The sequence below is a fragment of the Neorhizobium sp. P12A genome, from assembly GCF_008365395.1.
GTDB lineage: Bacteria > Pseudomonadota > Alphaproteobacteria > Rhizobiales > Rhizobiaceae > Rhizobium.
In genome coordinates, this window is the sequence record NZ_QOVX01000001.1 from 744,280 (window position 1) to 757,403 (window position 13,124).

At 59.6% G+C, this 13,124-nt stretch carries 11 protein-coding genes; 4 read left to right on the plus strand and 7 right to left on the minus strand.

The annotated features are described in order from the left end of the window. Positions 1-62 precede the first annotated feature (62 nt). From DTW90_RS03560 to DTW90_RS03580, 5 genes are all read right to left on the minus strand, one after another. Entirely contained in the window at positions 63-2,489 is a 2,427-nt protein-coding gene (locus DTW90_RS03560) for an FAD-dependent oxidoreductase (protein ID WP_149336447.1), read from the minus strand. A 230-nt stretch (positions 2,490-2,719) separates the two neighbouring features. Beyond that, a complete protein-coding gene (locus DTW90_RS03565) occupies positions 2,720-3,274 on the minus strand; it encodes a sarcosine oxidase subunit gamma family protein (protein ID WP_149336449.1) in 555 nt (184 codons plus the stop codon). Between the two features lie 10 nt (positions 3,275-3,284). Beyond that, positions 3,285-6,242: a sarcosine oxidase subunit alpha family protein gene (locus DTW90_RS03570; protein ID WP_149336451.1), complete on the minus strand. Its 2,958-nt coding sequence runs from the start codon at positions 6,240-6,242 to the stop codon at positions 3,285-3,287. After that, positions 6,239-6,517 carry a sarcosine oxidase subunit delta gene (locus DTW90_RS03575; protein ID WP_149336453.1) on the minus strand — a complete coding sequence of 93 codons (279 nt, stop codon included), beginning with the start codon at positions 6,515-6,517 and terminating at the stop codon, positions 6,239-6,241. Before DTW90_RS03575 ends, DTW90_RS03570 begins: the two co-directional genes overlap by 4 nt. Positions 6,518-6,529: 12 nt before the next feature. Beyond that, positions 6,530-7,780, minus strand: a complete 1,251-nt coding sequence (locus tag DTW90_RS03580; RefSeq protein WP_149336455.1) for a sarcosine oxidase subunit beta family protein — start codon at positions 7,778-7,780, stop codon at positions 6,530-6,532. A 339-nt stretch (positions 7,781-8,119) separates the two neighbouring features. Here DTW90_RS03580 and cysQ point away from each other — a divergent pair, with 339 nt between their 5' ends. The 3 genes from cysQ (at position 8,120) to DTW90_RS03595 (ending at position 11,155) form a co-directional block, all read left to right on the plus strand. Then, a complete protein-coding gene (gene cysQ, locus DTW90_RS03585) occupies positions 8,120-8,911 on the plus strand; it encodes a 3'(2'),5'-bisphosphate nucleotidase CysQ (RefSeq protein WP_149336457.1) in 792 nt (263 codons plus the stop codon). A 143-nt stretch (positions 8,912-9,054) separates the two neighbouring features. Next, positions 9,055-10,092 carry a DUF2793 domain-containing protein gene (locus DTW90_RS03590; RefSeq protein ID WP_149336459.1) on the plus strand — a complete coding sequence of 346 codons (1,038 nt, stop codon included), beginning with the start codon at positions 9,055-9,057 and terminating at the stop codon, positions 10,090-10,092. Between the two features lie 427 nt (positions 10,093-10,519). Further along, positions 10,520-11,155, plus strand: a complete 636-nt coding sequence (locus tag DTW90_RS03595) for a sugar transferase (RefSeq protein ID WP_281024834.1) — start codon at positions 10,520-10,522, stop codon at positions 11,153-11,155. Positions 11,156-11,183: 28 nt separating this feature from the next. On the opposite strand, the gene DTW90_RS03600 is transcribed toward DTW90_RS03595, so the two are convergent. Then, the gene (locus DTW90_RS03600) at positions 11,184-11,909 is read right to left on the minus strand and encodes a LuxR C-terminal-related transcriptional regulator (RefSeq protein WP_149336461.1); all 726 of its coding nucleotides are present in this window, start codon (positions 11,907-11,909) and stop codon (positions 11,184-11,186) included. A gap of 372 nt (positions 11,910-12,281) precedes the next feature. On the opposite strand from DTW90_RS03600, the gene DTW90_RS03605 reads away from it, so the two are divergent. Continuing rightward, complete coding sequence (locus tag DTW90_RS03605; protein ID WP_034476390.1) at positions 12,282-12,557, plus strand: DUF1153 domain-containing protein; 276 nt, start codon at positions 12,282-12,284, stop codon at positions 12,555-12,557. Positions 12,558-12,582: 25 nt separating this feature from the next. Here DTW90_RS03605 and DTW90_RS03610 read toward each other — a convergent pair whose 3' ends face one another. Then, on the minus strand, positions 12,583-13,047 hold the full coding sequence (locus DTW90_RS03610) for a paraquat-inducible protein A (protein WP_149336463.1): 465 nt from the start codon (positions 13,045-13,047) through the stop codon (positions 12,583-12,585). Positions 13,048-13,124: the final 77 nt, after the last annotated feature.

Consider the following 13,124-nt stretch of genomic DNA (forward strand, 5'->3'; position numbering starts at 1 on the left):
TGAAACTATTTTCACAAATAAAGGCGGCAAATGCCGCCTTTATATCTTTCGGGACATATCGCTTACGAACGCATCCGCGAGCCGTTTGCGTCGAAAAGCGGCTGCGGCTGCAACTTCGCCGGCAGCAGATCTCCGAGCAATTCCACGGACCAGCCGTCGGCTTCGTCGGCAATTTCCTTCGGCACGTAACCGACTGCAACCGATACGCCTGAGGCATGAGCATAGCCGCCTGACGTGACCCAACCGCGAACCGCGCCCTTATGGTAGATCGGCTCGTCGCCGATGACATCCGCGTCCTTCGCCTCGACGATGAAGGTGCGCAGGCGAAGCGCACCGCCCTCCGCCTTCTCCTTCCGGGCCGCTTCCTTGCCGATGAAATCGGCATCCTTGGACAGCGCCACGAATCGGCCAAGCCCCGCCTCCAGAGGCCCATAGAGCGGACGATATTCGCGCGCCCAGCTGCCATAGGACTTGTCGAGGCGCAGGGCGTTCAGCGCCCTGAGGCCGAAGAGCCTGATGTTGTATTCCGCGCCGGCTTCCATGATGAGATCGAAGAGATAGCGCTGGTACTCCGGCTTCATCCAGATCTCGTAGCCGAGATCGCCAGTATAGGACACGCGACCGACGATGGCCGGCGCCATGCCGAGATCCATGCGGCGAATCGCCATGAAGGGGAAGGCCGCATCGGACATGTCGAGATGCGTCAGTTTCTCCATCAGCTTGCGCGCATTCGGGCCGGCAACGGAAAGGCCAAGCAGAGCCACGCCGACCGCCGTCAGTTCCACCGAACCGTCCTTTGGCAGATGGCTTTCGAACCAGCGCATGTGATAAGCCTCGGCGATGCCCGAGCCGATCAGCAGGAAATCCCCCTCGCCCAGCTTGGCGAGCGTGAAGTCGCCGATCAGCTTGCCGTCTTCCTTCAGCATCGGCGCGAGCGTCATCTTGCCGATATCAGGAATACGGCAGGTGAGCATCTTGTCAAGCCAGGCTTCAGCGCCCTTGCCCTTGATCGTGTACTTGGCAAAGCCGGAGGTCTCCATCAGGCCGAGGCTTTCGCGAACCGCCTTTGCCTCGGCACCCACGACGTCAAAGTCGTTCGAGCGGCGCCAGGAGAACTTGTCTTCCTCCCCTTCAGGCGCGAACCAGAGCACCTGTTCGAGGCCGTAGGATGCGCCGAAGACTGCGCCCGATGCCTTCAGCTTGTCGTAGATCGGCGTCGTCAGCAGCGGACGCCCGGCCGGCAGTTCCTCGTTCGGATAGCGGATCGAGAAGCGGCGCTGATAGTTCTCGCGAACCTTGGCATTGGTATAGGCAAGCGTCGCATAGTCGCCGTAGCGCGAGACGTCCATCGCGAAGACGTCGAAGCCCGGATCGCCGTGGATCATCCAGTTGGCGAGCGCGAGACCGACGCCGCCACCCTGGCTGAAGCCCGCCATGACCGCGCAGGCCGACCAGAAACCCTTCAGGCCGCGGACCGGACCGACGAGCGGATTGCCGTCGGGCGAGAAGGTGAAGGGACCGTTGATGATCTTCTTGATGCCGGCATTGTTGAAGGCCGGGAAGTGACGGAAGCCGACTTCCAGCTCCGGCGTGATGCGCTCGATGTCTTCCGCCAGCAGCTCGTGGCCAAAATCCCAGGGCGTGTTCAGCGGCGACCACGGGCGGCAGGCCTTTTCATAGGTGCCCATCAGCATGCCCTGGCGCTCCTGGCGGAGATAGATTTCGCCGTCGAAATCGACGCAGTGCATCAGTTCCTTGCCTGATGCAGCGTTGAAGTCGGTGACTTCCTTCATATCCTCGGTAATGAGGTACATGTGCTCCATGGCAAGAACCGGCAGTTCCAGCCCCACCATGCGGCCGACTTCGCGCGCCCAGAGACCGCCGCAGTTGACGACATGCTCGGCGATGATCTCGCCCTGATTGGTGATGACGCGCCAGCTGCCGTCCTCGCGCTGCACGAGATCCTCGACCTTGGTGTGCAGGTAGATATCAGCGCCGTTCTTCTTGGCCGATTTGGCATAGGCATGCGTCGTGCCATAGGGATCGAGATGGCCTTCGACAGGGTCATAGAGCGCGCCGACGAACTGGTCGGGGTCGAGAAGCGGCATCATCTCATGCGCTTCCTTCGGCGTCAGCAGCGTCGCCTCGAGACCGTTGTATCGGCCCTTGGCGAGGATCGACTTCAGCCAGTCGAAACGCTGCGGCGTCGCCGCCAGCATCAGGCCCGAGGTCATATGCAGGCCGACGTCCTGGCCGGAGTATTCCTGGATCTCCTTGTAGAGCTCCACGGTATATTTCTGCAGCTTGGCAACGTTCGGATCGCCGTTGATCGTGTGCATGCCGCCGGCTGCATGCCATGTGGAGCCCGACGTCAGCTCCGAGCGCTCCAGAAGAACGACATCGGTCCAGCCGAATTTCGTCAGGTGGTAAAGGACGGAACACCCGACGACACCGCCGCCGATGACGACGACCTTGGCATGGCTTTTCATGAAAACACTCCGGCTATTGGCGCAAACGAGGCGCGATCGAAACGGTCAGGGATCCTCGGCTTTCGCCGCCGAAAAGGATCCCGCGAATACCTGGAAATCAGGCCGGAAACCCTTGGCGATCAACCGAATTGTAGGTCAGCCTAGTGGCAATTCAAAAAACCACATAGCCCGATGTGCGAAGCCGATCTGCCTGTTTGCGCCATCGCAATTGTCCGGATCGCGCCATGCTGTCACAAAGCGAAACTGGCCGTCAGCGCGAATTCGCGGCCCATCTCCATCAGCTCCTCGAAGACCGTCCCGGAATAGGAGCGCATGACAGCTATCTCGAAGCTGTCGGGACCGATCCGCGCAACATTGGCGCTGACATGGCAGCACAGCATGTTGGCGGAATGACCCTCGGCGAAGTTCGAAGGATGCAGATCGACAGCCACGCATTTCGCCAGGATGCGGCGAACGCTCGGCCCGGAAATGCGCATCAGCGCCCTTCCGTCGCTCTGCTCGAAGAAGGACAGCCGCGTCGCATCGAGCGCGGCGAGATCGCGCGCAAGGCTCTCGGCCGGCAGCGTTTCCGATACCACCAGCCATTCCGCGGGAGCCGCCCGGCGAACGGAGACATCCGACATCGCGGAAAGGGCCGCATTGGCCCAATCCTCGTGACCGGCATGGGCAAGAACCGAGAAGATCGCCGGGTTGCGAACCACTGCGAGATGATTCGGGTTCGGCCCTACCTCGAAGCCGGCCAGATGATCCTCGAGCGGATGCCTGTTTACAAATGCAAAACCCATGGCCAGCTCCTTAAAGATGCAGCTTCTTGTTATCGGGATCGACGAAAACAGGGCTGCAGACTTCTGCTGCGATCTCCTCGCCGCGGAGCCCGTCCCAGACGACGATCTTCTCGCCCAGCCGTTCGCGGCCTGATTTCAGGAAGGCGAGCGCGACCGAATGGCCGAGCACCGGCGAGAAGCAGACCGAGGAAACGTGCCCCTGATCTGCCGCCGTCGAAGGCTTTGCGCCCTCCTTCAAGAGATGCGCGCCTGCCTTGAAAATCTTCGCTTGGTCGATCGGCTTGAGGCCGACGAGCTGGCCGCGATCGGCAGCCGTCAGGCCGAAACGGCTGGACAGGCGCTTGCCGATGAAATCCTGCTTCTGCTGCGACATCATCCGTCCCAGACCGATATCGTCGGGCGTCGTACGGCCGTCCAGTTCGGAATGGGTGACATGGCCCTTCTCGATGCGCATGACGTTCAGCGCCTCGACGCCGTAAGCGCAGATATCATGCGCCTTTCCGGCTTCCATGATCGCATCCGCCACCGCCTCGCCGTAACCGGCCGGAACCGCCAGTTCGTAGGCAAGCTCGCCGGAGAAGGAAATGCGGAACAGGCGCGCCTTGAGGCCGCCCTTCAGCGTAACGGGCGCTGCCGCCAGGAACGGGAATGCCGCATTCGAGATATCATCCTCGACCACCTGCTCCAGCACCAGCCGCGCCTTCGGCCCGGCAATCGACATCTGCGCCCATTGATCCGAGGAGGAAACGAAGCGCACGTCGAGATCTGGCCAGAGAGTCTGGGCGCAGAATTCCATATGCGTCATGACCTCGCCGGCATAGGCCGTCGTCGTGGTGACGAAGAAATGGTTCTCGGACAGGCGGCTGGTCGTGCCGTCGTCGAAGACGAAACCGTCTTCGCGCAGCATCAATCCATAACGCGCCTTGCCGACCGGAAGCTTCAGGAAGGCATTGGTGTAGAGACGGTTGAGGAACTCGGCAGCATCGGTGCCGAAGACCTCGATCTTGCCGAGGGTAGAGACATCGCAGATGCCGACATTGGCACGGACGTTCAGCACTTCGCGGTCGACGCTTTCGCGCCAGGTCTTTTCGCCAGCGCGCGGGAACCAGGAGGAGCGATACCAGAAGCCGGCCTCGACGAAAACGGCGCCGTTCTTCTTCGCCCAGCCATGCAACGGCGATTCGCGTGTCGGGCGCGCATGCTTGCCGCGCGCCGTGCCCGCCATCGCCCCGAAGGAGACGGGCGTGTAGAAGGGCCGGAATGTCGTGGTGCCGACGGCAGCCGGGCTGACGCCGCGCATGCCCGCGATGATGCCGGCAGCGTTGACATTGCCAAGCTTGCCCTGATCGGTCGCCATGCCTGATGTCGTGTAGCGCTTGGCGTGCTCGATATGCCCGAAACCTTCGCGCAGGGCAGCGCTCAGATCCTTGGAATGCACGTCGTTCTGGAAGTCGATGAAAGCCTTGTCCTTGGCGCCGGGCACATGCCACATCGCCGCGAATGCCGGATCATACTCGCCCTCGACCTCAGGCGTTTCGAATGCTGCGGCTGTCACGCCGAGGCTCGCGGCAATGCGCGCAGCCTTATCCGCACCGTCCCTCAGGCATCCCGAGATGCTCTCGATGCCCGCCGCAGAGCCTGCAACCTCCAGCTCGCCGCCGACTGATGGCGCCATGAAGGCCTGCTTCTCGTCCGACCAGACCGGCTTGGCGCCACGCTGGCAGGCAAGATGGATGATCGGCGACCAGCCGCCCGACATGGCAAGCGCGTCGCAGGAGATGACCTCGTCGAGGCCACCGCGGTCCGCCAGCAAGCCCTTGATACGCTGCCCGCCCTTGGTGGCCGAAATCGTGCCGCCATGAATGACGCGAACGTTCTTTGGCGCAGTTTCGGGAACGGCATTGCGCGTATCGATGATGGCCGCAATGTCGACGCCCTGAGCGACAAGGTCCTGCGCGGTGCGATAGCCCGACCCGCCATTGGTGAAGATCGCGACGCTCTTGCCGGCAACGACGCCGTAACGGTTGAGATAGCTGCGCATGGCGCCTGCCATCATGACGCCGGGGCGGTCGTTGCCGCCGAAGACAAGCGGCCGCTCCTCGGCACCGGTCGCCAGAATCGCGCGCTTGGCGACAATGCGCCAGAGCCGCTCGACCGGCAGCTCCGGAGATGGCATGGCGACATGTTTCTGTACCTTTTCGACAGCACCGAAGACATTGTCGTCGTACCAGCCGAAAACCGTCGTGCGCGGCATCAGCGTCACATTGGTAAAGCTCGAAAGCTCCTCCAACGTCGCCTGTACAAAAGCGTCAGCGGCAGTTCCGCCGATCGAAACCTTTTCCGAAAGCAGCGAACCGCCGAGACGGAAACCTTCATCGGCGAGGATCACCCGAAGTCCGGCACGCGCCGCAACCAGCGCCGCCATCAATCCGGTCGGGCCGGAACCGATCACCAGCAGGTCGCAATGCGCCCAGGCCTTTTCGTAGCGATCCGGATCGGCCTGCATCACGGCCTTGCCGAGACCTGCGGCGCGACGGATGAAGGGCTCATAGACCCGTTCCCAGAAGGCGGCCGGCCACATGAAGGTCTTGTAGTAGAAGCCTGCACCGAGGAAGGGCGACAGCAGGCTGTTGACCGAGCCGACGTCATATTTCAACGACGGCCAGCGGTTCTGGCTGACGGCGGTCATGCCCTGGTAGAGCTCGGCGACGGTAGCGCGGGTGTTCGGCTCAGTGCGGCCATCCTTGCCGATCGTAACCAGCGCGTTCGGCTCTGCCGAGCCTGCGGTCACGATGCCGCGCGGGCGGTGATACTTGAAGCTGCGGCCGACGAGCAGCTGGTCGTTGGCAAGCAGGGCCGCGGCCAGCGTGTCGCCGTCAAAACCCTTCATCTCCTTGCCGTCGAACGAGAAGGAGAGCGGCCGGCCGCGATTGACGAGACCGCCAGAGGACAGACGATAGGCGGTCATTGCGCATTCTCCCGCGCCTTGTCGGCGGCATCGCCGACAGAGAAGACTTCGTGGGTCACATTGCTGCGATCGACGACCAGCCAGCGGCGGCAGCCTGACGTGTGGTGCCAATGCTCGAGATAGCGGCCACGCGGATTGTCACGGATGTGGACGTAGCGATGCCAGTCTTCATCGGGAGCAGCCGGTGCGGGGCGCTCGACGGATGCATCGCCGCGGATCGAGAATTCTTCTTTCGGACGGACGCCGCAATGCGGACAGTTAATCAGACTTGCCATGACTCTATTGCCTCAATGCAGGTTCGGCTGCGGGCCCTTGCCGCTCTCGTCGATCGGGAAACCGCGCTGGAAACGGTCGAGACGGAGCAGCCGGCTGACATGATGGGAATCGTTGTTGGCGATCAGATGCGCGAAACAGAAGCCAGAGGCGGGCGTCGCCTTGAAGCCGCCATAGCACCAGCCGCAATTCAGATAGAGGTTATCGATCGGCGTTCGGTCGATGATCGGCGAGCCATCCATGCTCATATCCATGACGCCGCCCCAGGTGCGCAGCACGCGGACACGCGACAGGCCGGGAATGAGCGCCACCCCCTCCTCGATCGTATGTTCGACGGTGGCGAGGTTTCCGCGCTGGGCGTAGGAGCTGTAGTAGTCGATATCGGCGCCGAAGACCAAGCCACCCTTGTCGGACTGCGAGATGTAGAAATGGCCGGCGCCATAGGTGATGACGTTGTCTATGACGGGTTTCAGACCCTCCGACACGAAGGCCTGCAGCACATGGGTTTCGATCGGCAACTCGAGATCAGCCATGCGGCCAAGCGTCGAAGTGTGGCCGGCAGCAGCCAAGCCAAGCTTGTTGCAGCCGATGAAGCCACGGGTCGTCTCGACGCCGGTGACGCGGCCGTTTTCGCGGCGGATGCCTGTCACTTCGCATTGCTGGATGAGGTCGACGCCGCGCATGTCGGCGCCGCGGGCATAACCCCAGGCGACTGCATCGTGGCGGGCCGTGCCGCCGCGCTTCTGCAGGAGGCCGCCCATGATCGGGAAGCGCGCGTGATCGAAATTTAGATAAGGAGCCATCCTGCGGACCTGCTCCCGGTCCAGCAAATCGGCATCCACCCCATGCATTTTCATCGCATTGCCGCGTCGCGCATAGGCATCGCGCTGGCCATCCGAATGGAAGAGGTTGAGGACGCCACGCTGCGAGACCATCGCATTGTAGTTGAAGTCCTGTTCCAGCCCTTCCCAGAGCTGCATGGAAAATTCGTAGAAAGGCTCGTTGCCGGGCAACATATAGTTGGAACGGATGATCGTCGTGTTGCGGCCCACATTGCCGGAACCGAGATAGCTCTTCTCCAGAACCGCGACATTGGTGATGCCGAATTCCTTGGCGAGATAATAGGCTGTCGCCAGCCCATGTCCCCCGCCGCCGACGATGATCACGTCATAATGCGGCTTCGGTTCCGGCGTTCGCCAGACCGGCTCCCAGTTACGATTTCCGGAAAACGCATTCTTCAGGATGGAAAAAGCGGAATAGCGCATGCAAAGGCCCTAGTATCAAACGGCGCACACATTCGCACATGCAATAAAAACGACAAGCCCGTAAAGGACACTAATTTGGCCGGATGAGACGTGATTTCGTTTATTGTGAATATGCTGAATCGGCAGATGAATTTAACCGAAGCGCGAGAGTGCGGGCATCGTGGATGCGACCAATAGAGCAGGCAAAGGGTCGCCAATTGCGAAATCACGTTTCAGCGGCTAGACAGGGTAAATGTGATGCAACCACGACCTAAACTTATCGGTTGAGACTTCTTAAATACTGCATTGCAGGATTAGTGTAGATTGAAAGCTTAGTTGCTGCGGAGAGACGACCGGAATATGCTCGAGACATTCGAACAGGCTGCATTGGAAGCGGGCAAGGCGATTCTTAGGGTCTACCGGTCCGACTGTGCCGTGTCGCTCAAGCAGGATCTGTCGCCGGTCACCATTGCCGACGAACGCGCCGAGCAGATCATTCTCGCTCACCTCTCGAAGGAATTCCCCGACATCCCCGTCATCGCGGAAGAATCAGTCTCTGCCGGACATGTTCCCGATGTACGAGGCAAGTCCTTCTTTCTCGTCGATCCCCTGGATGGCACGCGTGAATTCGTCGAGCATCGCGACGAGTTCACGGTCAACATCGCCTATATAAAGGACGGCATTCCCGTAACCGGCATCGTCTATGCACCCGCAATCGGAGTTGCCTTCGTGGCTGACGACCGGAAGGCGGAGAGGCTGGTAGTCGGGAAAGATTTCGAAATCACGGAACGCCTTCCGATCCGCGTCCGGGAACGGCCGGAAAATCTGCTGGCGCTGGCAAGCCGATGCAACGGCAACGCCCGCACCGACGATTTCCTGGCGGAGAATGCGGTAAGCGCCTGCACCTCGATCGGTTCTTCCCTGAAATTCTGCCTTCTTGCGGAAGGCAAGGCGGACGTCTATCCGCGCTTCAGCCGCACGATGGAATGGGATACCGCAGCGGGCGACGCAGTGTTGCGTGCCGCCGGCGGCACTACCGTGATGACGGATGGCCAGCCGCTGCGTTACGGCAAGACGGATCAATCACATGACGCCGATTTCGCCAATCCCAGCTTCATCTGCTGGGGCGGCAAGAGCGCCGCTGTGGCATGAGAACGGCGTAAAGCCGAACGAATTCAAGCACTACACCGCCGATTTTTCCCCGCTCGTTTCGCCCCACATAAACTCGTGGCGAAACAACGGCATGGTTCGGCCCGCATATCGGCGCTTGCCTGCCGCCAAGCGGGAGAACGCCTGTGTCCGAAGAAACCGTCAATCTTGCCCTGCCCTACATCCTACCCTCCCAGGCGCAGAAGCATGTCACCCACAACGAGGCTTTGCAGCGGCTCGACGCCGTCGTGCAACTAGTCATATCGGCCGAGCTTTCCGCACCCCCGGATGCCCCGGTCGAAGGCGATTGCTATCTGATCGCTGCGGCATCGACCGGACCGTGGTCCGGCAAATCCGGATCGATCGCCTTCCGGCAGGACGGCGCTTGGATCCTCATCGAGCCTCGGGAGGGCTGGCAGGCATGGTTCCTGTCCGAGGCGCAGCTTCGCGTGCTGACAGGCGGCGCATGGACGGAGATCAACCCGCCCTCCTCCGATTCAATGCCCAAGCTCGGGATAAATGCGACGGCCGATGAGACCAACAGGCTGGCGGTCGCCTCGCCCGCCAGCCTTTTCAGCCATGTCGGAAACGGGCATCAGATCAAGGTCAATAAGGCGGCGCCGGCCGATACGGCATCCCTTCTCTTCCAGACGGCATGGTCGGGGCGAGCCGAAATGGGACTTGCCGGCAACGACGATTTCGCCATCAAGGTCAGCCCCGACGGCAGCGCCTGGCAAACAGGACTTGCCATCTCGCCACAAGGCGTCGTCACCACGCCCGGCAAGCCCCTTGTGCGAGCCTCGCCTCCATCAGGGACCTCATCGCCCGCAAGCGGCAGCCAGACCGGCTTTGGCGATCCAGGCATAGTACAAGGCGGCTTTTCGCTCGGGGACGCGGTCGCTGGCGGCGTGGGGCATCGCCTCGTGGTGCCGGCCAGCGGAATTTATCTGCTGCTGCTCTCCGCCAGCGTCGTCTCCTCCGGCGGTCATTCCATCAGTCTTCTTGCAAATGGTTCCGTAACGCTGGCGATGGTTACTTCGCCTGCCCTATCCGGGCCGGAGCGTCAGACCGCGGCAGGACTAGCCTTTCTGACCGCGGGCGATGGGTTGACACTGCTTTATTCCGGAACGGCGCAAGTGGAATTCGGTAACGGCAAGACGGAGATCGTCGCCCTTTTGCTTTAGAAACAATAGCCCAAAGGGAGCAGTTCTTTGTTCTATTTGGAAACATGCATGAATTGCAACCCAGATATGCGGAAACGCTGTGGATGAAGTTCAACCAAGTTGAACTCTTTTTCAAAAATCTCAAATTTCTCGGGAAATCAGCTACATAACGCATTTGCAGCAAAAGCGTTACTGCAACGCAATGATCTTTGTGGGGTAACGTGATACTATTGTTGCAAATGCGTGCTTTTATGCGATTAACCAATCGTTAAGCTACATAGTGACAAAGCTGCTTGAATGACTTAATGAATATTTAAGTTTAAGCATTAGGTCTCCAACAGAATTAAGAGCCAAGATTTTGAGCATCACGGACTTACATAACAGTATTCCCGGTGGCGCATTCGAAATTGAGCGCAATCGCTTTCTTGGTCGCTCGGCCTCATCTGGGATCATTCGCGTCCCCAACAGCAAGCCTCGCCCGCTTCAACATTTCCTGAAGCGTACGATAGACATTGCCGCTTCTTTGAGCGCCCTCATTATTCTTCTGCCTTTTTTTGCTGCAATTGCTCTGTTGATTCGCATCGACAGCCCCGGCCCGGTGCTGTTCACCCAGGTTCGCTGGGGCAAAAACTGCACAAAAATTAGGGTGTATAAATTCCGCTCGATGCGCACCGATATGTGCGACGCATCCGGCGTAGCCCAGACCGTGCAGAACGACCCGCGCATCACCCGTATCGGTGCGATCCTGCGCCGAACCAATCTTGATGAACTGCCTCAGCTCCTGAACGTGCTGAAGGGGGATATGTCGCTGGTCGGACCTCGCTGCCATGCAATCGGCATGCTGGCGGCAGGAATGGTCTATGAGGAATTGGTTCCCGAATACCACTACCGCCATCTTGTGCGGCCGGGAATCACGGGTCTTGCCCAGATGCGCGGGCTGCGCGGCCCAACGGATCGTGCCGCAAAAGCCCGGGCGCGCATTGCCAGCGATCTATTCTATGTCGAGAACTTCTCGGTCTTCCTCGATATCCGGATCATCGTCGGCACATTCATCTCCGAAATGCGCGGCGGCAACGGTTTCTAACCGTCGGCGCCGCCTCAGGATCGGATCGCTATATCAGCCTGTACCGGAAAGCGCGGGCGACCGCCTGCATTCTATTGACCGAGTCGAGCTTCCGCATCGCGCTCTTCAGGTAGCTGGCGACGGTATGCGACGAGAGATCGAGAATGATTGCGATCTCTTCGCTGCTCTTGCCTGCAGCCGACCAGCGCAGACATTCGATTTCCCGTTTGCTCAGTTGCTCTGCCGGTCCGTCGCCGTCATCGAGATCGCGGGCGAAAGCATGCAGGATCTGCATCGCGCCGTAGACAAGCTCCATGCTCTCCCTGTCAGAGAGTTTCGCGCGTTTGCCCGAGAAGGCGAAGATGTAGTGACGCAATGCTGCATCGTGCAGGCTGAAGGCAAAAGTCGTTCGCAAACCGCGATCCATAAACCAGCCGGTCAGTGCCCTGCTCTCGTGGTTCGCAGCCGCACTTGCAAATCCGCCGCCCTCGCAGAAGACAGGCATGTTCGTATATTTAAGTGCGGATACGAGGCGGCTGCAGTGAAACACATCGCTGCTTGAATAATGTTCGACAAGTTCCTGTGGCCAATTGCAGGCGATCTGGTTATCGGCAAAGCCGACACTGTCTCCCCGCGGAAAGCGGGCCATCAAATAGTAATCGAAACCCGCTCTGGCGACGGCCCCGCCAAGCAACTCGGCGTGAGTCGTCAAAGGTTCGGGCGACGGTTCTTTGCCACGCGGCGCGCGGCGAACCGCGCTTTCATACTTCGGCATATGGGACTCCGGGTGCCGAAGTCTTTCCGCGAGCGACCAAAAACGAAACATCGCCCGGCCAAACAAACGGCTGGAACGACGCAAAAGAGATTGGATAGAAGGCGCGATAAGAGCGGAAAACCGACACTTGTTCTTGAATGTCTGCCTTATAGTCTAGATCGCTTTAGGATTGTAACATCGTTTTTGCATGCCTATCATGCATTTTACTCAAATTCACGGCACGGAAGCTGACGATCTTCTTTTGATCCGGCAAATCAGCCCCGACGCCATCTGCTTAAAATTGTTATCAAAGTCTTACTAACCGCTTAGTCAATTTTTAAATGTGGCAAGCTAGAGTGATGGACGTGGTCTTGAGTTGTGTAGAGAGTCCCAATGACCGAAATGATACGTCCCCGAGTAAAATATGTCATCGGCCCCGATGGCAGCCCGCTTACGATTGCCGATCTGCCCCCGCCGAATACGCGCCGTTGGGTGATCCGTCGCAAGGCAGAGGTTGTTGCGGCGGTTCGCGGTGGCCTGTTGAGCTTGGAAGAAGCCTGCGAGCGCTATACGCTCACAGTTGAAGAATTCCTGTCCTGGCAGTCCTCCATCAGCAGCCATGGCCTTGCAGGTTTGCGCACGACGCGCATCCAGCAATATCGTCATTGATGGAAATTCTCACCAACTGATGAATTCATTTTTTCGGGCCGGACGCTTTCCTGAGCAGGGAATGCAGAAGGCCCGAAATTATTGTGGAACCGGCATAGCACCATAGGCCTGGCTGCGTGAATGCGCTGGCAAGCCCGCTGGTCTTTGCCGCGGCAATCACGATCGCGACCAAAAGCACATCCATCATGGACCACCTGGATAGCTGCGGTACGACGTGATTGAAAAAGAACGTGCCGGTTCCCCCTTTCCCCTCGGATATCGCTTCGATCGCAAGACTGAATATCTTGAGAACAGGCAACGCGATCGAAACGAGAGTGACGATCACTGCCAGAAAACCATCGCCGGTCTGCCACAGCGATAGGACGATGGCCAAAAGCGACGGCGTCTCGCTGAAAAAATAGAGCTTTTCGAAACGAACGAGCGGCAGGACGAGCCCGAGCGCGAGCAGGAACGGCGCGGCCACAAGTAAAATGGCCTGCAATTGACGCATGAAACCACCCCCTATCGAGAATCGCCTGTAGTGGAATTCGTCTCAGCCTAGTAAATCCAGCCGGGCGCGAACATCAG

What these genes read in the sequence shown, in the direction of transcription:
- DTW90_RS03580 (WP_149336455.1), bottom strand. Translation starts at nt 7,780, where the DNA reads ATGCGCTATTCCGCTTTTTCCATCCTGAAGAATGCGTTTTCCGGAAAT.
- cysQ (WP_149336457.1), top strand. Translation starts at nt 8,120, where the DNA reads ATGCTCGAGACATTCGAACAGGCTGCATTGGAAGCGGGCAAGGCGATT.
- DTW90_RS03575 (WP_149336453.1), bottom strand. Translation starts at nt 6,517, where the DNA reads ATGGCAAGTCTGATTAACTGTCCGCATTGCGGCGTCCGTCCGAAAGAA.
- DTW90_RS03605 (WP_034476390.1), top strand. Translation starts at nt 12,282, where the DNA reads ATGACCGAAATGATACGTCCCCGAGTAAAATATGTCATCGGCCCCGAT.
- DTW90_RS03565 (WP_149336449.1), bottom strand. Translation starts at nt 3,274, where the DNA reads ATGGGTTTTGCATTTGTAAACAGGCATCCGCTCGAGGATCATCTGGCC.
- DTW90_RS03560 (WP_149336447.1), bottom strand. Translation starts at nt 2,489, where the DNA reads ATGAAAAGCCATGCCAAGGTCGTCGTCATCGGCGGCGGTGTCGTCGGG.
- DTW90_RS03610 (WP_149336463.1), bottom strand. Translation starts at nt 13,047, where the DNA reads ATGCGTCAATTGCAGGCCATTTTACTTGTGGCCGCGCCGTTCCTGCTC.
- DTW90_RS03570 (WP_149336451.1), bottom strand. Translation starts at nt 6,242, where the DNA reads ATGACCGCCTATCGTCTGTCCTCTGGCGGTCTCGTCAATCGCGGCCGG.
- DTW90_RS03600 (WP_149336461.1), bottom strand. Translation starts at nt 11,909, where the DNA reads ATGCCGAAGTATGAAAGCGCGGTTCGCCGCGCGCCGCGTGGCAAAGAA.